A 23013-nucleotide genomic window follows, 5' to 3' on the forward strand; every position below is an offset into this window, starting at 1 on the left:
GGATTCTGACACGATCCGGCGGGTGTCGGCGAAGACCGCTTCGCCATCGCCGCTTTTATATGCCGAATAGATTGCGCGTATAAGCCAGCGTGATGTAGTTCTTGTTCCAGGTCATTCGAAACCCTTATGCTCGCGTGGATATACAGGACGCCGGCCTCAAATTTGTGCCCTGCCTGCCGTCAAGAGGCAACGACACCGGCGCTGTCTGGCCACGGCCTTCACATACTCCATTGGGTAACGATCCATGACCGTATTCCGCCGCTCCTCCCCGCCGACTTCCGCCACATCCGGGGCGCCCACAGTTTCGCACCTTGCTCCGCGCAGCAGCCGGCTGGCGCTGGAGGCCCGGCTGCTGTTCGATGGTGCGGGTGCAGTGGCGGGGGTGGAGGCGTTCGACGAGCCGCTCAGCGTGGCGGAGCCCAGCGCCAACAATGATGCCGGCGCCCATGTCGTTGCCGTCGATGGCTGGACGCTGAGTGGCTCGGGCAGCGTCACCATCAACGTGACGCTGGATGACCCCAGTGCGGGCACGCTCAGCGCGAACGGCTTCACCGGCAGCGTGGCCGACGCCCAGGATTGGCTGAACGGCCTGAGCTTCACCGCCGCCGACGTCGAATTGGGCAACACGGCCAGGACCGTGCGCGTGACCGTGGATGTGGATGGCGTGCAAGCCCACCGCGACATCACCATCACCCCCAGCAACGACCCGGTCACGCTGGCCGATACGAGCATCGACGTCGCGGAAGGCAACACCAATCGCGTCATCACGAAGGACGAACTGGCGCCCGTCGATCCGGAAGTCGCAGCGGGCACCCAGGATCCCAGCCAGATCGTCTACAGCATCATCGCCGCAAGCGATCTGCCCCAACACGGCTATCTCACCCTGGGCGGACAACGCCTGGGCGTGGGCTCGGTGTTCACGCAGCAGGACGTCATCGACGGCAAGCTCGCATACGTCCACACGGCCGGCGGCGCGTCGGAGCAGAACATGGCGGACGGATTCACCGTGCGCATCAATGACGGCGCGACGCCAATCGGCGAATCCGACACGGCGCGCATCACGCTGAACATCACGCCGGTCAACCAGACGCCCACCATCGGCGGTGCCGGCGTCGTCTACGAAGGTCAGCCCAGCAATGCCGCCGGCACCGGCAACGTCGGCCAGTACATCGACGGCAGCACCGGCGGCGACCCGACGGACGTGCTGGACACCTCGGTGGTGAGGCTGACTTCCCTGCCGCCCACGGCCAATGGCGGCACCTTGTATTACACCGGCACTGCTACCCGGGGCGGCTCGACGCAGTCCTATACCAATCACCGGATCACCCAGGCCGACATCGACGCCGGCTTCACTTTCCTGTATTCGGCGCGCAACGGGCTGACGTACGCTCACGATGGCCGCGAGGGCGTGGCCAGCGACAGCTTCGGCGTGTCCATCACCGACCAGGGTGGCGACACGGGCTCTCCTGCCACGGCGAACGGCACCGTCACGCTGACGATCCGGCCAGTGGATGACGATCCGGTGCTGGGCTCCAACGACTACCCCGATTCCGCCCTGGAAGCGGCCGTTCCTGGCTCGGCGGATGGCGCCGGCCACTATTCCATCGTCCTGACGCCCGGCATGATCGGTGCGCGCGACGTCGATACCAACGACAGGAACCTGCGCTTCATCGTCGATTACAACGGCAGCGACATCGACCACGGCCATCTTCAAATTCGAGTTGGCGGCACCTGGTTCAATATTCCTCCCGGCGAATCGTTCTCGATGGAAGACATCACCGCCGGCAACATCCGCTACGTCCAGACCCACGACGCCGATCCGGGCGACACCGACCAGTTCTTCTTCAAGGTCGTGGACAGCACCAACGCCCTGCGCTGGAATGCCGATGGTTCGACCTACGACCGCATCGGCGGTATCTACGACGATCCCGCTGACCGGAGCTCGGTGCTGACGGATCACCGCTTTACCATCCGACTGACCGACCAGATGCCGGGAGATGACGGTACGGTCTGGGGCGATCTGGATCGCACGCCCCAGCATAGCGACAGCACTCACGCAGGCACGAATCCTGTCGGGGGTAGCGGCAAGGGCACGCTCGATGAAGACGGAGCGGTCGTCCTGACAGGCACGAGTGCCGATCCTGCCACCGATCCCTATCTGTCCTACCAAGCCACCGGTGTGCTGCCCGAAGAAGTGGTCTACACCTTCGACGGCTTCATCGACGATGCCAGCAGCTCTGACCAGGCCGGTGAACTGCAGAAATGGAACGGCTCGGCCTGGGTCACGCTGAACCGCTACGACACTTTCACACAGAAGGATCTCGACGCCGGCAACATCCGCTTCCAGCACGACGGTGACAGCGAGAAATTCGTGTCCACCGCCAGATTCACCGTGTCGGCGGGCGTGATGAGGTTCGACAGTGGCACCAATACCTGGGTACAGGATCTCTGGACGCCCACCTTCACCTTCTACATCAAGCCCACCAACGATGCCCCGACCGCCAGCGGTTCCAGCGGCCTGGTCATCAGGGAAGGCGGTACCGTCGGCATCACCACGGATTGGCTGACGATCGGCGACCCGGACGATGCCGCCAGCAACACCACCATGGACGGCATGGAGGATCTGGACGATGCCCAGACACGCAATGGCGAGAACAATTACGCCGTCGACCACGACGCCGCAAATCCGCTGAAGTTCAAGCTCACCGAATTGCCGGCCGGCGGCAAGCTGCAATATTACGACGGCACGAGCTGGGTCGACATCACCGAAGCCAACAAGGGCAGCATCGAACTGGAGGCCGGCTGGCTGACCAACGACGAAGCGACGACCCGCCTGCGCTTCGTCCACGACGGCTCGGAAGTTCACACCACCGAATTCAAGGTGCAGGCCATCGACCGCTGGGGCACCACGTCTACCGAAGGCACGGTCAGGATCCAGGTCACCAACGTCAACGACGCGCCGCAGATCGCGCGCACGCCGAACGACCCCGATCCGGTGGAGGGCGACGGCTCGCCCAGCGTCATCGGCACGCCCAGCGCCAACAACCCGATCACCGTCACCGAAGGATCGGAAGAGGCGATCACGCGTACCGATCTGCAGGCCATCGACAGCGACAGCAGCAGCAAGCAGGTCCAGTACAAGATCACCGAAGCGACCAAGTACGGCGACATCATGCTGGGCGGCAAGAAGCTCGGGGTGGGGTCGTCCTTTACGCAGGATGACATCGATCACGGCCGGGTGACGTATGTGCATCGCGGCAGCGAAACGCCGGACGGGCCGGTTTACGACGACCACTTCAAGTTCACGCTGTCGGACGGCGACAAGGAGCAGACCGGCAACGAGTTCTGGATCCACGTCAATCCGGCCAACGACCCGCCCACCGTCACCGTGCCCGGCACGCCGCAAAGAACGGGGACTGACGGCATCAACCGCATTTCCGGTGTCAGCGTCGCCGACCGCGACCTGACGGATGGTGTCAACGCGAACGAAGAAGACTTCATCCAGGTCACGGTGCGGCTGAAGGACAGCGATGGGAACGTGGTGGCGAGCGGTTTCACGTTCGGTCATGGCACGCCCGGCGACACCGGCGGCAAATGGAAGGCCGACGCCTCTGGCGGCCTGCTGGTGCTGCAAGGCACTCGCGCGCAGGTCAACGCCGCCCTGGCGGAGTTGAGCGTCAGCTTTACCGCGGACATGGACGCCAAGTACACCCTGGAAGTCATCGCCGACGACCGCACGCGCAACGTGGATGGCACATTGGTGGCGAACAGCGCCAACGGCGGTGCGCTCAACCAGCCCACGACGCCGGGCGGTACGCCCGGCGCCATCGATGGCAATGACTACGACTGGTCGCAGACTGCCACCGCCGTCCCGCCGAACAGCGGCAACATCACCGCCAGGACCATAGAGCTGTGGTCGTCCAAGGACAACGATCAACCAGTGCTGACGGTGCCGACCGGCCCCGTCGACGTCAATGAAGACGTGCGCTCGCGCATCCCCGGTGGCAGCTTCGTCGTCAGCGATGCGGAATCCGCCGCGTTCGATACGCCCGTCACCGTCACGATCACCGTGCCCAGCGGCAGCCTGCACATCGGCAGCATGGGCAGCGCAAGCAGCGTGATGCCATCCGGCACGGATCGCAATTCGGTCGGCATCGCCGGACAGGGTGGCGACACGCTGACGCTGACCGGCCGCGCCTCCGACATCCAGGCCCTGCTCAACGACGCAGCCAGCACCGGCGGGCTGTATTACACTTCGGCGTCCAACGTCAATCATGATCTGAACAGCGGCGGTGCCGGCGATGCCAGCAATGGCGACGTGACGGTGAGCTTCTCGCTGACCGAAGGTGATTCGGCCATCGGTACATCTCACGGCCAGCCTACGCTCACCGGCTCGATCGATCTGACCATCGTCGCGATCAACGACGCCCCCACGGTCAACGCGGGTAGCGGCCAGGTCAGCATCGCTTCGGATCAGCCCCATTCCGTCGGCGGTATTTCGATCGGCGACATGGACGCCAATGATGGTTATGCCGCTGGCGAGACCGATGGCGTGATCCAGGCCATCGTCCGTCTGCAGAGAAACACCGGCGGCAACAACTGGGCCATCCTGTCGCAGGCCGATTACGGCTCGGACGGCATGGGCATCAAGCTGAGCAGCACAGCCACCGGCAGCGGCGTCACCATCGACGGCACCTTCGATGGCAACGACGACGTGCTGGTGCTGCGTGGCACCCTGGCGCAGATCAATGCCTATCTGGCGGGCCTGCAAGTCCAGTTCAGCAATGCCGCCGATTCCAACGTGGACAGCCTCTATCGGCTGGAAGTCGTCGCCGACGACCGGCTGCGCGACGCGGCAACCGGCGATTTGATCGATACCGATGCGGGAGCGGCGGGCCTGCAGCCGGGCGCCAACGGCGGCGCGCAGAACCAGCAGAACGGCTTGCCGGCTGTGCCCGCTACGGACAGCTTCGACGTCTACAGCACTACGGTCAGCGGTTACGGTGTTTTCAACGTCGTAGCTGCCACCCGCGACCTGTTCGTGTCGTCGGTCAACGACCCCGGCAAGATCACCGCCGAGGACGTCACGGTCAACGAAGGCAGCGCCACGGTCGCGCTGGACGCCACCCGGGGCAAGTTCGCGCTCGACGACTCGGACCACAACGGGTCTACTGCCATGGAAACCACCGTCACCGTGACCAAGGGCACGATCACGGCCGTCGGCGCTCATGCAGACAAGGTGAGCGGCCTCAACTCGAACACCATCACGATCACGGGTGCGACCCAGGCCGAGATCAACGCCATCCTGCGCAGCCTGACCATCACCCTGCCCGGCGCCGATACGGCAGCCAGGCAGGACTGGAACGGCCAGTTCGACGTCACCGTGGTCTACAACGACAAGGGCAATACCGGCCTGCGCCCTGGCGCGCTGGCTGGCGACAGCGACGACCCTCGCGGCACCAACGGCGACTATTCCTATGCCGATCCTGACGGCAGCGATGGCGATTCCGCCAACGACAACCACCTGGTCACCACCCGCACCATCACCGTCACCGTCAATCCGGGCAACGACGCACCCGTGGTCACGGGTACGGGCAACGCAAGCATTCTTGCCGTCAGCGAAGGCACCGACGGCGGCGATACCGCCAAGACCGTCGGTGAACTGTTCGGCAGCCGCTTCCGGGACGACCGCGACGATGTGGACAACAGTGGCGCCGCCGATGGCCTGACCAGGGGTTCCGACAGCGACGACTTCCACGGCGTGGCCGTGGTGGGCAATGCCGCCACCGCCGGCCAGGGGGTGTGGGAATACTCCGCCGACGGCACCACCTGGAGCGCGATTTCCACCGACCTTGCCGATGGCAAGGCGCTGATCCTGGAAAAGACTGCGCAAATCCGCTTCAATCCTGCGGACGATTTCCACGGCACGCCGGGCGGGCTGAATGTGCGCCTGGTCGAAACCTACGACGATGCCACGGGTACCGCCGACACGACCTCGTCGACTGCCGCCGCGCAAAACCCCTCCACCGGCGCCATCATCGACCTGACCGCCAATGGCGGCACCGGCAGCACCAGTCTGTACAGCGCCGGCACCATCGCGCTGACCACCACGGTCGCCAATGTCAACGACGCGCCGTCGCTGACGGGCAATGCCATGTTGGGCAGCACGGCAGAAGACAGCACCGGCAGCACGCCGATGAGTGCGTCGGACATCGCCAGCCAACTGAGCTACAGCGACGCCACCGACGACCAGACCGCCATCGCCGGCGGCGACGACGCGGCATCGGATCTGACCGCCATCGCCATCACCGGCAACGCTGCCGACCCGGACTCGGAAGGCAACTGGCAGTACACCCTGGACGGCGGCGCCAACTGGATTGCCGTGCCGATCGACGCCGCCAACGGCAAGGCCATCGTGCTGTCCACCGGCAATGCCGAGCATCAGGTCCGCTTCGTGCCCGCCGCCGACTTCAACGGCACGCCCGGCGGGCTGACCGTGCGCGGCGCGGACGGCACCTGGACCGGTACGGCGGGCGAGCGGGACATCAGCGGCACCATCGGCGGCACGCACCCCTGGTCGGCGGACAGCGGCACGGTGGGTATCATCGTGACGCCCGCCAATGATGCGCCGGAATTCACGCACGCGCCCCGCAATCCGACCATCACCGAAGACGGCACCACCGGCGGCAGCACTTCGGTGCCGGCCACTACGCTGCTGGGCAACGGCATGGTGTCGGACATCGACCTGCCGACCACGCCCGATCTGGACGACGACGTCTTCGGCGCGGGCACCATCACCGTCAAGCTGACCTCGGGCACGTTCTCCGGCTCGGGCGACGTGCTGCAGATCGACGCCACCCTGGATGGCATCGCCAGTGTGACGGGCGGCAGCAATGGCGACGACCTGGTCATCACGCTGAGCGACGATGCCACCAGGGGTCAGGTGGCTGCCATCCTGGCCGCCATCGAATACCTGAACACCAGCGACAATCCCACCAACTTCGGCGACAACGGCACCCGCGACTACAGCATCACGCTGAGCGACGGCAAGAACGCCCAGGGCAGCGGTAACGCCGGCAGCGGCACGGCGCTGGAAAAAACCGTCACCGGCACCATCACCATCGATGCCGCCAACGACCCGCCAGCGGCAACGCCGGACACCAACAGCCTGACGAACATCCAGACCACGGTGACGGGCAACGTCATTCAGGGCACGCATGCCGATGGCAGCGGCGCGGCATTGCCGGCCCAGCCGTCCGATGGCGACCCGGATACGCGGATCGACGCTCTGAAGATCAGCCGCATCGAAGTGACCACCGTCGATCACGGCAACCCCGTGCCGGGGCAGGACATCGCCGGCAGCGATCCGGTCACCGTGCAAGGCAGATACGGCGCCCTGGTGCTGTACCCGGACGGCAGCTATACCTATACGCTCGACCGCGACAATCCGGACGTCTATGGCATGGCGGACGGCGCGACGCTGACCGAGACTTTCGGCTACACGCTGTCGGACGGTGACAAGACGGATACCGCGACGCTGACCGTCACCATCACCGGCCAGGACGTCACCACGCCGCCCGGCATCGTGTCTGAGGATGGCAACGGCGCTGCCGACGGCCACAACACCGTCCACGAGCGTGGCCTGGGCTCGAGCAGCGACACCAGCGAAACGACGACCGGTTCCATCGCCGTGACGGCGGAAGGCGGCGTCGCCTCGGTGAAGATCGGCGGCAGAGACATCCCGATGAGCGAACTGGCCAACGCGGCCGACACGCCCATCCTCATCTACACCCCGCTGGGCAGGCTGACCGTCACCGGCTTCACGCCGGCGTTCGGCGAGCCGATCTCGGCCCCTCGCGAAGGCACGATCCACTACAGCTATACGCTGACCGCTCCCGTCGACAACAGCACGCCGCCCGCGACCGATGCCGAAACGACCGACACGATCGCACTGGAGATCAAGGACCGCGTCTACGCTACCCCGAGCGTCGGCTCGCTCGTAATCCAGATCGTCGACGACGTGCCGGTTGCCGAGGATGACGTCGCCATCGTCGATAACGGTACCGACTCCGTCACCAGCAATTCCATCACCGGCAACGCCAGCGCAGTCGGCAAGGACGTCAAGGGCGCGGATGACGCGACCATCACCACGGTGAGCAGCAACAATGTCGGCGCCAACACGGCCATCGACGACGGCGCCACGCTGACCATCGCGGGCGAACATGGCACCATGGTCCTGAACAAGAGCACAGGTGCGTTCACCTACTCCCGCAACGACGGCGAGCCGCTGACCGCCACCGACGTGTTCACCTACACGCTGACCGACGGCGATGGCGACACCGACACGGCCACGATCACCATCATCATCGACGACACGGGGCCGGTCGTCACCGATGGCAGCGGCCAGCCGCCTACCACCCAGCCCATCGATCCGGCCGACCCGAGCGGCCCGACGCGTCTGGTCGTCAAGCCCGACGGCAGCGTCAGGGAGTCCGGCTTGCCTGAAGGCAGCGTGCCTGGCACGGGCCACACCACCACCGGCACGATCGGCTTCACACCGGGTGACGGCAACAACACCGTGATTCTCGGCGGCATACCGGTCACTGGCGTCGGCCAGAAGATCGCCACGCCGTTCGGCGAAGTCACCATCACCGAGTTCGACCCCGCCGCCGGCAGGGTCGGCTACGAATACGAACTCAAGGCGCCCACCAACGGCGATACCACCACCGACGAGTTCGAGCTCAGGATCACCGACGCGGATGGTGACTCCTCCACCGTCACCGTGGTCGTCGACATCATCGATGACATGCCGGCGGCCGAGGCCGACACTGCCGAACTGACCCGCAACCGGCCCGATGTCAACGGTGTTCGCAACACGATCTCCGGCAACGTCCATGACAACGACCGCATCGGCGCCGACGGTGCCGATGCCAGCGGCCCGGTAACGGGCGTGGTGGCAGGCACGGCCGGCGGTGACGTTGCCGGCGGTGTCGGGACGGAAGTGCCCGGCAGCTACGGTACGCTGACGCTGAACGCCGACGGCAGCTACGCCTACGAACTGGATGCGAACCATCCGGCCGTGGCCGCCCTTCTCGGCGACCAGACGCTGACCGACACTTTCACCTACACCGTCACGGACGCCGACGGTGACACGTCCACCACGACGCTGACCGTCACCATCCGTGGCAACACGCCGCCGGTGGCAGCGGACGACGTGCGTACCGCGCCAGAGGACACGCCGGTATCCGGCAACGTCATCACCGGCGGTGCCGGCGGCGAGCAGCCCGATGGCGACGCAGACGGCAACTCGCTGACGGTGACGCGGATCGTCGTCGAAGGCAGCTCCATCGAGGTGCCCGCGGACGGCTCCCCGGTCACGGTGGACATCCCAGGCAAGGGTACGCTGGTGTTCGACAAGGACGGCAGCTATACCTTCACACCGGTGGCGGATTGGCACGGCAGCGTGCCGCCGATCACCTATACCGTGGACGACGGCCGCGGCGGCACCGATACGGCGACGCTGACCATCACGGTCACGCCGGTGGACGACGCCGAGCCGGATGCACGCAGGACCGAGTCCAGCACGCCGGTGACGCTGGATCCGCTGGAAAACGACAGGTTCAGCAACCCGGATGCCACGGTCACCGACGTCACCCAGGGCGAGTTCGGCACCGTGGTGATCGGGCCGGACGGCCGCATCATCTATACGCCCAGGCCGGGTCTGTCCGGTACCGACACCTTCACCTACACGGTGACGAGCGGCGGCGTGACGGAAACCACCACGGTGACGATCGAGGTCATGCCGGACAATCCGGCGGCTTCGCCGTCTGACCCCTTCATCGACACCGGAACCCCGCGCGCACCGGACATCCGCAATCCCATTCGCAACAGTGCGGTAGGCGATGACCCCAGTCCATACTTCTACGGCGCTGTCTTCGACCGGCTGCCGCGCATGGACCTGCCGTTCCATCCCATCGTCTATGTCAACCGCGAGGTGGCGCGTTCGCAGCAGATGCGCGAAGCCCATGACGCGCGAGGCGAAGGCGATGCCAGCCTGGTGGAAGGCGCCCGCCACGAGCAGCGGCTGAGCAGCCAGCGCCTGGCCATGGAGCACACGCTGTACGTGCAGAGCGCCGTTCGCAGCAGCAGTTCGCTGAGCGAGCGCCTGGCGGCGCGTGTGGACGGTCATCGTTCCCACCTGAACCTGACCGGCGACGGCCGCCATCTTTCCGCGCCCGAACTGTTCGGTGCGGACGTGCTGGGCTGGCCTTTGCTCAAGGGCAAGCGGCCGGCGATCGAGCAGAACGATGCGGCGGACAGCGAGTCCGCGCCGCAGGATGGCGCCGCGCCCGTGGGCGAGCAGGCGACGGAAGCGCACGGCGAATCGAAGGCCGAGTCCGCCGCGGCGCCGCAGGATGCTGCGGCGATGGCGGCCGCGCCCTCGTTCTCCGAGCAACTGCGCAGCGGCCGCGACACCTTGCCCGGCGCCTTGCCCATGCTCCACGAGCCGGTCTGAGCGCTGCCTCGACACAAGCCGAATTCACCACGCACATTTCGTCCATATCGAGAGAGATCATGTCCAACAACAAAACCTCCCGGCGCCTCCCCGTTCGTCTGCTGGCCCTGTCCTGCCTCAGCCTCGCCCTGGCGGCCTGCGGCACCATCCAGCCCCAACCGTTCTCCGCCGACGAGGTCACGGAGCGCGTTGCGCAGGATCGCCTGCAGATGTATGCCGAGCAGGAGCCGATCACCGGCCCGATCGGCTTCCACGAAGCAGCGGCGCGTGCGCTCAAGTACAACCTGGACTACCGTCTCAAGCTGCTGGAACACTCGCTGGCGCGCAGCCTGCACGACGTTTCCACTCACGAGATGCTGCCGCAACTGGTGGCCAGCGCCGGTTACGCCTATCGCAGCAACGATTCGGGCGGCACTTCCATCGGTATCGAGGACCGCACCGAATCGCTGCGGCCTTCCACCTCGCAGGAGCGTGAGCGCCATCTTGCGGACCTGTCGCTGTCCTGGAACGTGCTGGACTTCGGCGTTTCCTACTACCGCGCGCAGCAGAAGGCCGACCAAGTGCTGATGGCCGATGAGCGCCGCCGCAAGGTGATCCAGAATGTGCTGCAGGACGTGCGCAACAGCTACTGGCGCGCCTTGGGCGCACAGAAGCTGATCACGCAGGTCGATGGCCTGCTGGAGCGGGTCGAGCAGGCGCTGGCGCGGGCGCGGGAAGTCGAGCAGAAGGGCCTGATGCCGCGCGTGGAAGTGCTGGCCTACCAGCGCGCGCTGCTCGATGCCGTCAACCTGCTGACGCTGCGCCGCCAGGATCTGGAGCTGTCGCGTGCCGAGCTCGATGCGTTGATGTCGATCCAGCCCGGCACCGGATACAGCCTCGCCGACGAGGCCGAGCAGCCCCTGCCCAAGGTGCCGGACAACATCGAAGCGCTGGAGATCATGGCGCTGGAGCGCCGCCCCGAGATCATGGAAGAGTGGTATCGCAAGCGCGTCACCGAGAACGACATCAAGGCCGCCAAGATGATGGTGTTCCCGAACCTGAGCATCGACACCGGCGTGCATTACGACTCCAACAAGTACAACTACAACAGCCACTGGTCGGATTTCGGCGTGCGCCTGTCGTGGAACATCATGCGCCTGGCACAGTGGCCGGCGCTCGAACGCGCCCACGAGCACCAGAACCTGACCGACGACATGCGCCGCATGGCCTTGTCGATGGCGGTGCTCACTCAGGTGCGCGTCGGCATCCAGCGCTACGACCTGGCGCTGTCCGAGCTGGATTTCGCGCAGGAAAGCCTGCGTGTCGATCAGCAACTGCTGCACTTCGCCCAGGCCTCTAAGGTCAGCCGCTTCCAGTCCGAACTCGAAGTCATCCGCGCCGAGGCGCGCGCGCTGCTCGCCGAGTACCAGCGCTATGCCTCCTACTCCAACGCCCAGGCGGCCTGGGGCCGGGTGTACAACTCGGTCGGCCTGGATGTGCTGCCCGAGACCATCGCCAGCCACGACGTCAAGACGCTGGCACAGGCCATCGCCGACACCACGCAGCACTGGCAGCAGGAAGTGTTCGAGGCGCCCCGCCGGCAGGCCGCTTCGAGCGACGGCGCCGAAACGCCGGCAGTTGCCGGGGCCGCGGTGAGCCTGCAGGCTGCGGCCGAGTGACGACGATGCGCCACCCATCCCACTCGATATCCGGTCTGCTGCTGGCGTGGGCGATGTTCGCGCTGCCCGGTGTGGCGCTCGCCCAGAGCGTGGTGCAGACCGAACTGCCGGCCGCGCCGGCGCTGCCTGCCGTGGCCGTCGGCACCGCAGCGGACGCGGCAGCGGCCCGCAATTCAACCGCTGTCGAAGACCCCAACGCCATCCGGGTGCTGCTCAGCCCCGAGCTCGAAACGCTGCTGGCGGCGCAGATCGTCGGCCGCATCTCCCTGCTCGACGCCGGCCTGGGACAGCGGGTCAGGGCCGGGCAGACCCTGGTGCGCTTCGACTGCTCGGAGACCCAGGCCCGGCTGAAGATGGCGCAGGCGGAATCGTCGGCCGCGCGCGAGACGCTGAAGGTCAAGAGCGACCTGCTCAAGCTCGACGCCGCCGGCGATACCGAAGTCGCGCTTGCCCGCGCCGAAGCACAGCGTGCGGCGGCGTCGATCGACGTTGCTCGCGCGCAACTGGCGCAGTGCGAGATCAAGGCTCCTTTCGCCGGCCGCGTGGTCCGCCTGCATGCCAAGCCGCACCAGAGCGTCAACGTCGGTGCGCCGCTGCTGGAGCTGGTCAGCGAAGGTCCGCTCAAGCTGCGGCTGAACGTGCCTTCACGCATGCTGCGCACGCTCCGGGCAGGCTCGCCGGTCGAAGTGGACATCATGGAAACCGGGCAGACCTATGCTGCAGAAGTCACGGCCATCAACGCCCGCGTCGATGCGATCGCCCAGACCATCGAACTGGAAGCAAGGCTGAAGGATGCGCCGCCCGAACTGCTGCCCGGCATGAGCGGGATCGCACGGATCGCACCATGAACGAAGCCAGGCAGGCCATGGCCGGCAAGCCCCGGCCCGATGCAGCAGCGCCGACGATGCGGGTGGTGGCATCGGCGCCGCAGCCGGCGCCGGCCGGGCCCGCTGCGCCGGCACCGCTGGAAAGCCTGCTGGCCGGGCTGGAAGCACGCGTCCGTATGGCGCAGGGCTTGCCCGAACTGGCGTTCTCGATTGCCAACGAAAGCTACGGGCTGCTGAAGTTCCGCCAGGCGCTGGTGCTGCGCGGCGACGATGCACGGATGAAGCTGATGGCGGTATCGGGCCTGGCCAGACCGTCCGAGGACAGCCCCTACCTGGTCTGGCTGCGCCGGGCCTGGACCTGGCTGCTGCCGCAGATCCAGGCCCGGCCGGGCTGGTTCGTTCCCGCTGCCGATACGGCAATACCGGAAGAAGTCGCCCAGGGCTGGCGCGAATGGTGGACGCGCGGCGTGCTGGCCGTGCCCTTGCGCGCCCGTTCGGGCCGGACCCTGGCATGGGTGGTGTTCCTGCTCGAGGCCGAACCTGCGCCCTGGCAGCTGCAGGCGGTCGAGCGCCTTGCCGGAACCTGGGGCTACTGCTGGGAGATGCTGGGCGGCGCGCCGGACAAGAGCTGGCGTGCGCGCGGCAAGGCCTGGGCCAGGCCATTGCGGCTGGCCCTGCTGGCGCTTGCGGTGTCCACCTTCTTCATCCCGATCAGCCAGACCGTGCTGGCTCCGGCCGAGGTGATCTCGCTGAAGGCCCGCGTGGTCGCCGCGCCGCTCGATGGCGTGGTCAGGACCATCCATGTCCGGCCCAACCAGGCGGTGAAGGCGGGCGATCTGCTGTTCTCGCTGGACGACACCACGCTGCGCAACCGCTACGAAGTCGCACGCGAATCGGTGGCCGTGGCCGATGCCGAGCTCGTCGCCGCCTCGCAGCGCGTGTTCCAGGATGCCAGCAGCCAGAACGAAATCGCGCTGCTGACCGGCCGCGCCCACGAGCGCCGCGCCGAACTGGAAGCGGTGCGCGCCGAATTGAGCCGCGTGCAGGTGGTCGCCGACGAAGACGGCGTCGCGGTGTTCGGCGATCCCGACGACTGGCTGGGCCGTCCGGTGAGCACCGGCGAGCGCATCATGCTGCTGGCCGATCCCGGCGATCCCGGCATGCTCATCCACCTGCCGGTGGCGGATGCGATGGCGCTGGAGCCGGGCGCCCAGGTCAAGCTGTTCCTGACCGTGAAGCCGCTCGAGCCCTTGTCGGGCACGCTGACCGAAACCAGCTACCAGGCCGGTCCGTCGCCCGACGGCATCGCCAGCTACCGCCTGCGCGCGGTGTTCGACGAGGCCGACGCCGGCCAGGCCCGCATCGGTCTGCATGGCACGGCCAAGCTGTATGGCGAGCAGGTGACGCTGGCCTACTACCTGTTCCGCCGGCCGCTGGCTGCCGTGCGCGAATGGACGGGCTGGTGACGTGCAGGCTGCGCCGCCCCTCCCGCTGCCGCTGCGGGAAGACCTGAAACTGTATCCGACCGCGCCCGAGCGTGACGGCGCGCCGGCCTGGGTGATCCAGGATCCGGTGTCGAACCGCTTCTATCGCATCGGCTGGTTCGAATACGAATGCCTGCTGCGCTGGCCCGGCGACCCGGTGCGCATCGCCACCGACATCTCGGCACGCACCGCGCTGCAGGCCGACGCCTCGCTGGTGCAGGAGTTCGCCGCCTTCCTGGAACGGAACCATCTGGTGCGTCCCTCCGCCCAGGGGCTGGAGCGGCTGAAGCAGCAGGCCAACGCGCCGGGCTGGCGGCACTGGAAATGGTGGCTGCACCACTACCTGTTCATCCGCGTGCCGCTGGTGCGCCCCGAGCGCTGGCTGTCGGCGCTGCTGCCCTGGGTGGCGCCGCTGTTCACGCGCACCGCGCTATTGCTGCTGATCGCCGCCAGCTTGCTGGGCCTGGTGCTGGTGATGCGGCAGTGGGACAGCTTCACCCATGGCGTGCTCGATCTGATCAGCCCGTCGGGCATCGCCGGCTTCGTGCTGGCCCTGATCGTGTCCAAGACCCTGCACGAGCTGGGGCACGCACTGGTGGCGACGCGCCAGGGCCTGCGGGTGGCGCACATGGGCGTCGCCTTCCTGGTGATGTGGCCCATGCTGTATACCGACACCGGCGAATCCTGGCGGCTGCGCTCGCACCGCCAGCGGCTGGCAATCTCGATTGCCGGCATCGGCGTGGAGCTGGCCATCGCCGGCCTGGCGACGCTGGCCTGGGCACTGCTGGACGATGGGGCAGCGCGCCAGGCGATGCTGTACCTGGCGACCACCGCCTGGGTGCTGTCGCTGGCGCTGAACCTGAGCCCCTTCATGCGCTTCGACGGCTATTTCATCCTGTCGGACCTGCTGGATTTTCCCAACCTGCACGAGCGCGCCGGCGCCATGGCCAAGGCCTGCCTGCGCCGGAATGTGCTCGGCCTGCCCGATCCCTGGCCCGAGCCCATGTCCGCACGCACCCGGTCCGTGCTGATGGCGTTCGCGCTGGCGACCTGGCTGTACCGTCTGGTCGTGTTCCTGGGCATCGCCTGGGCGGTGTATGCCTTCTTCTTCAAGGTGCTGGGCATTTTCCTGCTGGTCGTGGAACTTGCCTGGTTCATCGCCATGCCCATCTGGAAGGAGCTCAAAGTGTGGCACGAACGCTGGCCCGAAGTGGGCAAACGCCGCCGCGGCCTGCTGCTTGTCCTGGCTGCCGCGCTGCTGGCCTGGCTGGCCATCCCCTGGTATTTCGACGTCACCGCCCCGGCGCTGGCCCATCCCGCCCGCCAGCAGGCGGTGCATGCGCCGCTGCCGGCACAGGTGCTGGCCCTGCAGCCCGCCGGTGTGGTGAAGGCAGGGCAGGATCTGGCGCGCTTCGCGGTACCGGAACTGGAAGACCGGCAGCGCCGTGTCGAAGCCACGATCCAGGCGCTGGAGCAACGCCTGTCCGGCCTCATGGCCGACACAGCCGGCATGGCGCGTCGGCAGGCCTTCATCCGCCAGTTGCGCGAACAGCAGGCCGAATTGACCGCCCTGGCCGAGGAGCGGGCGCGGCTGCGCGTCGCGGCCGAATTCGATGGCCAGTGGCTGGACGTGGCCCCCGATCTGGGGCCGGGCAGCTGGATCGATCCGCGCAGCCCGCTGGGGGTGCTGGTCGACCCGGGCGCCTGGGTGATCGATGCCTACGTCGGCCAGCGCGACGTCGGGCGCCTGGCCGTGGGGACCGCCGCGCGCTTCCATCCGCACGGTGAAATCGCCGCCGTCGAGGCTCGGGTGGTGTTCATCGACTCCGCCCGCAGCCAGCGCCTGGCGCACCCGATGCTCGACGGCCGCCATGGCGGTCCGGTGTCGACTCAGACTGCCATCCAGCAGGAAGGCGTTCCGGTGGATGCCTTGTACCGCGTGCGCCTGGCCCTGGCCGAACCCTTGCCCGGCCTGCGCGAAACCCGCGGCACGGTGTCGATGGAAGGCGAGCGGCGCAGCCTGCTGTGGCACGGCCTGCAGCAACTGACGGCGGTGCTGGTGAGGGAGAGCGGCTTCTGAGCCTCGCCTCGTCGCGAGGAAGAAGGCAGAAGCCTCTCAGGCCTCGCCGTCGGAATCGGCCTTGTCCAGCATGCGGCGGTGCGTCGCCTCGTCGTCCATCAGCTCGAACCACATCGCGTTGAGCACGGCGAAGGCGGCTGCCAGCGGCAGGCCGAGGAGCCAGGAAAAGTACCACATGGTTTGCCCTCCGCTGGGGGTCAGTACGAATGCCCTTCGCCGGTGGCGATGGCGACCGGATCGACCTTGCCGCGCAGGATGCGATACACCCAGGACGTGTAGGCCAGGATCAGGGGCATGAAGATCAGCACGCACACCAGCATGATGAACAGCGTCATGTGGCTGGACGACGAGTCCCACACTGCCAGGCTCACGCGCGGGTCCAGCGACGAGGGCAGGATGATCGGGAACATCGCGGCGCCGACCGTGAGGATGATGCAGGCGATGGCCGCCCCGCTGGACAGCAGCGCCAGCCACTCCCTGCGGCCGCGCATGCCCAGCAGGCTGAGCAGCGGCAGCAGCACGCCGAGCGCGGGCAGCAGCCACAGCACGGGCTGGGCGCCGAAGTTGGCCAGCCACGCGCCCGCCGTCACGGCGACCGTCTTGGCCGCCGGGTTGGACGGCCCGGCAGGGTCGATGGCACTGGTGATTTCGTAGCCCGGCACGCCGCCGAGCGTGATCCAGACGCCGGCCAGCACGAACAGCACGCTCGTCAGCACCGCGGCGATGCCGCCCCAGCGCGCGGCGCGGGCCGACACCTCGCCTTCGGTCTTGAACACCAGCCAGGCGGCGCCGTGCATCAGCAACATGAACAGCGACACCAGGCCGCACAGCAGCGCGAAGGGCGTCAGCAGGCCGAAGAAGCCGCCTTCGTACCAGATGCGCATGTCGTCGCCGAAGCGGAAGGGCACGCCCAGCAGCACGTTGCCGACGGCGACGCCGAACAGCAGCGCCGGTGCCAGCCCGGTCAGGCACAGCACCCAGTCCCAGGCGTTGCGCCAGCCCGGCTCCTCGCGCTTGCTGCGGAACTTGAAGGCCACCGGACGCAGGATCAGCGCGGCGAGAATCGCGAACATCGCCAGGTAAAAGCCCGAGAACGACACCGCATACAGCTGCGGCCAGGCGGCGAAGATGGCGCCGCCGCCCAGGATCAGCCACACCTGGTTGCCTTCCCAGACCGGGCCGACGGTGTTGATGACGACGCGGCGCTCGACGTCGGTCCTGGCCGTGGCCCGCAGCAGCCCCATGGCGCCCAGGTCGAAGCCGTCCATCACCGCGAAGCCGACCAGCAGGATGCCCAGCAGCAGCCACCAGATGACGCGCAGCGCCTCGTAGGAAATGAGTTCATGCAGGATCATGGCGAATCCCTCCTCGCTCAGCGCGTGCGCGCCAGCTTTTCGATCATCGGCTGGTAGAAGCTCAGATGCGGCTCGCTGACATGCGGCGGCCCCTTGCGGATGGCCTTCAGCATCAGCTTCATCTCGATGACGAACAGCACGGTGTAGATCAGGACGAAGCCGGCGATCGTCAGCAGCAGCGTGCCGGCGCCCAGGTTGGAGACGGCCATCGCGGTCGGCAGCACGCCTTCGATGACCCAGGGCTGGCGGCCCACTTCGGCGACGATCCAGCCGCACTCCACGGCGATCCAGGGCAGCGGGATCGACCATACGGCGACTTTCAGCAGCCACGGATGGGCATCGAGCCGGTGGCGCGTCGACAGGACGAAGAAGGTGGCCGTCAGCAGGATGAAGAACACTCCCAGGCCGACCATGATGCGGAAGGTCCAGAACAGCGGGCCCACCGGTGGCACGGTATCCATCGCCGCCTGGCGGATCTGCTTGTCGGTGGCATGACGCGGATCATCCACGTAGCGCATCAGCAGCAGGGCATAACCCATCCGTGCGCCCTTGTCCTCGAAGCGCCGGCGGGCCTCGGCGGGGATCTCCGCATCCGTCTTCGCGGTCCGGATGGCCTGCAGCGCATCGTAGGCATCGATGCCGTCGCGGATGTAGCCTTCGGCGTCGTCCACGAGCTGGTTGATGCCGGGAATCTCCTGCGTCAGCGAGCGCGTGCCGATCAGGCCCATGACCCAGGGGATGTGTACCGCGTAATGGGTTTCGCGCGCCTCGCGGTCGGGGAAGCCGAAGGCGGTGAACGAAGCCGGCGGCGGCTCGGTCTCCCACATCGCCTCGATCGCGGCCAGCTTCATCTTCTGGTGCTCCGAGGACTGGTAGCCGCTCTCGTCGCCGAGCACCACCACCGACAGCGAGGCGGCGAGGCCGAAGGAGGCCGCCACCGTCATCGAGCGCTTGGCCAGCGGCACGTGGCGCCCCTTGAGCAGATACCAGGCCGACACGCCCAGCACGAACAGCGATGCCGTCACGTAGCCGGCCGACACCGTGTGCACGAACTTGGCCTGGGCCACCGGATTGGTCAGCACGGCGAAGAAGTCGGTCACTTCCATGCGCATGGTCTGCGGATTGAAGGCCGCGCCGACCGGGTTCTGCATCCAGCCGTTGGCGATCAGGATCCACAGCGCCGAGAAGTTCGAGCCCAACGCCACCAGCCAGGTGGCGGTCAGGTGCTGCACCTTGGTCATGCGGTCCCAGCCGAAGAAGAACAGGCCGACGAAGGTCGCTTCGAGGAAGAAGGCCATCAGACCTTCGATCGCCAGCGGCGCGCCGAAGATGTCGCCGACGTAGTGGCTGTAGTAGCTCCAGTTCATGCCGAACTGGAACTCCATCACCACGCCGGTCGCCACACCCATGGCGAAGTTGATGCCGAACAGGATGCCCCAGAACTGGGTCATGTCGCGCCAGATGATCCGGCCGGTCATCACGTACACGGTTTCCATGATCGCGATGAGAACGGCCAGGCCCAGCGTCAGCGGCACGAACAGGAAGTGGTACAGCGCCGTGATGGCAAACTGCAGCCGAGACAGATCGACGATGTCGAGGTCCATGAAAACCCCCTTTGCTGCGGTACTTCAACGGGCAATGCAGGGCCTTGGCACGGGATCGAGTCCCGGCGTCAATCCGCTGCATCGGGTCTGAGCTGGGCCAGGGCCTGGTCGTATTCGCGGGTACCGCGTTGCGCCTGCCGGGCAATGCGTCCGTCCGCGAGCCAGACCACCCGGTCGGCCAGCCGTGCCTCGCGCTGCCAGTGCGTGGCCAGCAATAGGGTACGCCCTTGAGCAGCTTGTGCAAGTCGCAGCATGACATCGGCAGCGGTGACGGCGTCGAGGCCTTCGGTGGCTTCGTCCAGCAGCCAGCATCGGGACGGATGCAGGAACAGCCGCGCCAGCGCCAGGCGGCGCGCCTGGCCGCCCGACAGGCCCAGGCCGCCTTCGCCCAGCAAGGTGTCCAGCCCCTGCGGCAGGACCTTGATGTCCCGGGCCAGCCCGGCGGCTTCGAGTGCCTGCCACAGCGCGACGTCGTCGGCATCCGGCGAAGCCAGGCGCAGGTTGTCGCGCAGGCTGTCGCGGAACAGCTCGGTGCGCTGCGTCATCCAGCAGCACGGCAGGGCGGCCACTCGCCCCGAGGCGGGAGGAAGTTCGCCTGCGATCACCGACAGCAGGCTGCTCTTGCCGGCGCCGCTGCTGCCGATCAGGGCAATGCGCTCGCCTTCGCGGACGTGCAGATCGAGCGGCCCGAGGATCTCCGGCCAGCCCGGATGAGCCACTCGCAGCTGGTCCAGTTGCACTGCCAGCCCGCCAGCGGGTTTTTCCCGCTCGGCCGGTGGCGGCCCGTCATCGGCCGCCACCGCGGCGCCGAGGCGGCGGGCGGCCAGCCAGGTGCGGCCGGCTTCGGCCGCGCCGCGGCGCAGGGCGGCGAACGGCTCCATCGCCGACAGCGCCAGCAGGATGCCCAAGGCCGCGACGGCGGCGCCGATCCGTTGCCCGTCCACCAGCCAGCCCATCGCCAGCAAGGCGGCACTCAGGGTCAGGGCGCTCGCCAGGCCATAAGCCTGTGCGGCACGCGCCTCGGCGCGGTACAGCCGATCGTCGGCTTGCGCGGCGCGCGCATCGCAGGCCTGCACCGCCGCGACCTGCGCAGGCAGGCGGCCGGTCATCAGCAGTTCCGTCTGCCCTGCGACGAGGTCCACGCTTTTCAGGCGCAGGGTTTCCAGCGCCATCGCACGGCGGATCGCGGCCTTGCGCGTCCGCAGGCCGTGCCACAGCGCGATGCCCCAGCCGGCCAGCAGCAGCCAGGCCAGCGCCAGCAGGCCCAGCCACCAGCGCATGAAGCCGAAGGCCAGCGCAGCCAGCAGCGCCGCGCCGAGCGCCGCGATGCCCGGCACCAGCAGGCGCAGGTACAGGTTGTCGAGCGCATCGACGTCGGCCGTCAGGCGCTGCAGCAGGCGGGCGGGGCGCAACAGCAACAGGCGTGCAGCCTGGGGGCGGGACCAGTGGCGGAACAGCTTTTCGCGCAATGCCGCGAGCACGGCCAGTGTCGCGTCGTGGGTGACCAGGCGCTCCGCATAACGCGCGCCGGTGCGGCTCAGCGCCAGCAGGCGGATGCCGGCCGAAGGCATGAAGACGTCGAATATCAGCGCCGTGGCCGGCACCAGGCCCGCCAGTGCCGTGGCCGCGATGAACCAGCCCGACAGTCCCAGCAGCGCCATGCCCATCAGCACGGTCAAGGCTGCCAGCAGTGCGCCGCCCAGCCATAGCCGGCGCCCGGCCATCGCATCCAGGGCGCGCAGCAGGGGTTTCAAGCTGTGGCGCTTCATCTGCGCTCTCCGTCCGCCGAGCGTGGGTGCGGTTGCCACGGCAGCCGGATCACCCGGTCCATGCGCTGCGCCAGCTGCGCATCATGGGTGGCGACGATCAGCGTGCGGCCGCGGGCGATGCGCAGCAGGCTGTCGATGATCTGCCCTGCGGTGACCGGGTCCAGGTGGGCGGTCGGCTCGTCGACCAGCAGCAGCCCGGCGTCCCGGTTCACTGCCAGTCGCGCCAGCGCCAGCCGCAGCACCTCGCCGCCCGACAAGCCGCTGCCGCCTTCGCCCAGGCTCGAGGCCGCGCGCGCCTGCAGCACGGCGCCCAGAGCCGCCTGCTCGGCGGCGGTCCGGACGTCGTCGGCACCGAGGTGCGCACGCCCCAGCGATACGTTGTGCGGCATCGAGCCGGCAAAGACATGGGCGTGCTGCCCCATCCAGGCGATGCGGGCGCGCATCGCTGCGGCCGTTTCCGCATTCAAGGGTTGGCCGTCGATGCGTATCTCGCCTCCGGCGACCGGCACCAGGCCGGCGATCTGTGCCAGCAGCACCGACTTGCCGCTGCCGCTGGGGCTCCACAGCGTCACGTGCTCGCCTGGCTCGATATGCAGGTTCAGCGCTTCGAGCCGCGTGTCGCTGCCGGGCGCCCGGACTTCGAGCGCCACGATGTCGACCGCTGCTGCTGTGCTTGGAGCAGGGGGCATCCGTTCGGCCTCGATGCTGCCGACGATGGATGCCCCCTGGCGGTGCAGCTCTTCCAGCGCTTCGAGCGCTGCTTCGCCGGCGGCGCGGTCGTGCCAGACGGCGGACAGTTCGCGCAGGGGTTCGAAGAATGCCGGTGCCAGCAGCAGCACGAACAAGGCCTCGCCCAGGCTCAGCTTCTGCCCCCATGCGCCGAAGGGCAGGGTGCCGAGCAGGTGGAAACCCACATAGACCGCCACCATCGCCACTCCCAGCGCGGAAAACAGCTCCAGCACGGCCGAGGACAGGAAGGCGATGCGCAGCACGCGCATGGTGCGCTGGCGCAGGGCTTCGGCGTGCGCTCGCAGCCGCCGGGCCGAGCTTTCCACCGCGCCCAGTGCCCGCAAGGTGCTCAAGCCCCGCAGGCGATCGAGCAGGAAGGCGTTCATGCCGCCCATTTCCGCCAGTTGCTCCTCGCTGGCGGCGCGGGCGCGCCAGCCGACGATGGCCATGAACAGCGGAATCAGCGGCGCGGCGAGGATCAGGATCAGCGCGGCCAGCCAGCTCTGGCTGGCGACGACGGCCGCAATCGCCATCGGCACGACGCGCACGCGCCACATCGCACACTGGTAGCGCGCCAGCCACGGCACCATGGCCTCGGCCTGTTCGGCAAGGACGCTGGCTGCCCGGCCCGACGATGGCCGTGCCTTGTCCAGCGGCGAGGCATGGGCCAGGGCCTGCAGCGCCCGGGCACGCAACCGGCTCAGCACGGTGCGTGCGGCGCGATGGGCCCGCAGCACGCCGCTACCGTCGCACCAGGCGCGCAGCATGCCCAGCGCCAGCACGCCTGCGGCGGCTGCCAGCAGCTGCCGCATCGGCTGTCCGTCCGCCATCTGTTGTACTGCCCAGGCGAGCAGGCCGGCCTGGGGCAGCCACAGCAGCGCAGCGGCCAGTTGCAGCATCGCGCCGCTGCGGGAAGAAGTGGTTATGTCCGGGCCTGGGGGCGAATCCATGGGCTGTGCCGTCGGGGTGCGTGCGAGATGCTGCTCGAATC

At 67.7% G+C, this 23013-nt stretch carries 10 protein-coding genes; 5 read left to right on the plus strand and 5 right to left on the minus strand.

Translation table 11 applies throughout. The annotated features are described in order from the left end of the window. The first annotated feature begins 244 nt into the window (after positions 1-244). From NX068_RS05510 to NX068_RS05530, 5 genes are read left to right on the plus strand one after another with little or no spacing between them, the layout of a single operon-like run. Positions 245-10516: a cadherin-like domain-containing protein gene (locus NX068_RS05510; protein ID WP_263460285.1), complete on the plus strand. Its 10272-nt coding sequence runs from the start codon at positions 245-247 to the stop codon at positions 10514-10516. A gap of 59 nt (positions 10517-10575) precedes the next feature. Then, positions 10576-12174: a TolC family protein gene (locus NX068_RS05515; protein ID WP_263460286.1), complete on the plus strand. Its 1599-nt coding sequence runs from the start codon at positions 10576-10578 to the stop codon at positions 12172-12174. Positions 12175-12179: 5 nt separating this feature from the next. Then, positions 12180-13022: an efflux RND transporter periplasmic adaptor subunit gene (locus tag NX068_RS05520; protein ID WP_263460287.1), complete on the plus strand. Its 843-nt coding sequence runs from the start codon at positions 12180-12182 to the stop codon at positions 13020-13022. Next, on the plus strand, positions 13019-14467 hold the full coding sequence (locus NX068_RS05525) for an efflux RND transporter periplasmic adaptor subunit (RefSeq protein ID WP_263460288.1): 1449 nt from the start codon (positions 13019-13021) through the stop codon (positions 14465-14467). The genes NX068_RS05520 and NX068_RS05525 overlap by 4 nt, the downstream gene beginning before the upstream one ends. A 1-nt stretch (position 14468) precedes the next feature. Next, positions 14469-16565, plus strand: a complete 2097-nt coding sequence (locus NX068_RS05530) for a site-2 protease family protein (protein ID WP_263460289.1) — start codon at positions 14469-14471, stop codon at positions 16563-16565. Between the two features lie 36 nt (positions 16566-16601). On the opposite strand, the gene cydX is transcribed toward NX068_RS05530, so the two are convergent. From cydX to cydD, 5 genes are all read right to left on the minus strand, one after another. After that, on the minus strand, positions 16602-16742 hold the full coding sequence (gene cydX / locus NX068_RS05535) for a cytochrome bd-I oxidase subunit CydX (protein WP_068636785.1): 141 nt from the start codon (positions 16740-16742) through the stop codon (positions 16602-16604). Positions 16743-16762: 20 nt separating this feature from the next. Further along, complete coding sequence (gene cydB / locus NX068_RS05540; RefSeq protein WP_263460290.1) at positions 16763-17920, minus strand: cytochrome d ubiquinol oxidase subunit II; 1158 nt, start codon at positions 17918-17920, stop codon at positions 16763-16765. A gap of 17 nt (positions 17921-17937) precedes the next feature. Then, positions 17938-19524 carry a cytochrome ubiquinol oxidase subunit I gene (locus tag NX068_RS05545; protein ID WP_263460291.1) on the minus strand — a complete coding sequence of 529 codons (1587 nt, stop codon included), beginning with the start codon at positions 19522-19524 and terminating at the stop codon, positions 17938-17940. A gap of 68 nt (positions 19525-19592) precedes the next feature. Next, positions 19593-21293, minus strand: coding sequence for a thiol reductant ABC exporter subunit CydC (gene cydC / locus NX068_RS05550; protein WP_263460292.1), 1701 nt, complete (start codon positions 21291-21293; stop codon positions 19593-19595). After that, entirely contained in the window at positions 21290-22972 is a 1683-nt protein-coding gene (gene cydD / locus NX068_RS05555) for a thiol reductant ABC exporter subunit CydD (RefSeq protein ID WP_263460293.1), read from the minus strand. The genes cydC and cydD overlap by 4 nt, the downstream gene beginning before the upstream one ends. Between the last annotated feature and the right edge of the window lie 41 nt (positions 22973-23013).

This window comes from Thauera carbonicopians, from assembly GCF_025699485.1.
GTDB lineage: Bacteria > Pseudomonadota > Gammaproteobacteria > Burkholderiales > Rhodocyclaceae > Thauera.

What these genes read in the sequence shown, in the direction of transcription:
- NX068_RS05510 (WP_263460285.1), top strand. Translation starts at nt 245, where the DNA reads ATGACCGTATTCCGCCGCTCCTCCCCGCCGACTTCCGCCACATCCGGG.
- NX068_RS05515 (WP_263460286.1), top strand. Translation starts at nt 10,576, where the DNA reads ATGTCCAACAACAAAACCTCCCGGCGCCTCCCCGTTCGTCTGCTGGCC.
- NX068_RS05520 (WP_263460287.1), top strand. Translation starts at nt 12,180, where the DNA reads ATGCGCCACCCATCCCACTCGATATCCGGTCTGCTGCTGGCGTGGGCG.
- NX068_RS05525 (WP_263460288.1), top strand. Translation starts at nt 13,019, where the DNA reads ATGAACGAAGCCAGGCAGGCCATGGCCGGCAAGCCCCGGCCCGATGCA.
- cydX (WP_068636785.1), bottom strand. Translation starts at nt 16,742, where the DNA reads ATGTGGTACTTTTCCTGGCTCCTCGGCCTGCCGCTGGCAGCCGCCTTC.
- cydB (WP_263460290.1), bottom strand. Translation starts at nt 17,920, where the DNA reads ATGATCCTGCATGAACTCATTTCCTACGAGGCGCTGCGCGTCATCTGG.
- NX068_RS05545 (WP_263460291.1), bottom strand. Translation starts at nt 19,524, where the DNA reads ATGGACCTCGACATCGTCGATCTGTCTCGGCTGCAGTTTGCCATCACG.
- cydC (WP_263460292.1), bottom strand. Translation starts at nt 21,293, where the DNA reads ATGAAGCGCCACAGCTTGAAACCCCTGCTGCGCGCCCTGGATGCGATG.
- cydD (WP_263460293.1), bottom strand. Translation starts at nt 22,972, where the DNA reads ATGGATTCGCCCCCAGGCCCGGACATAACCACTTCTTCCCGCAGCGGC.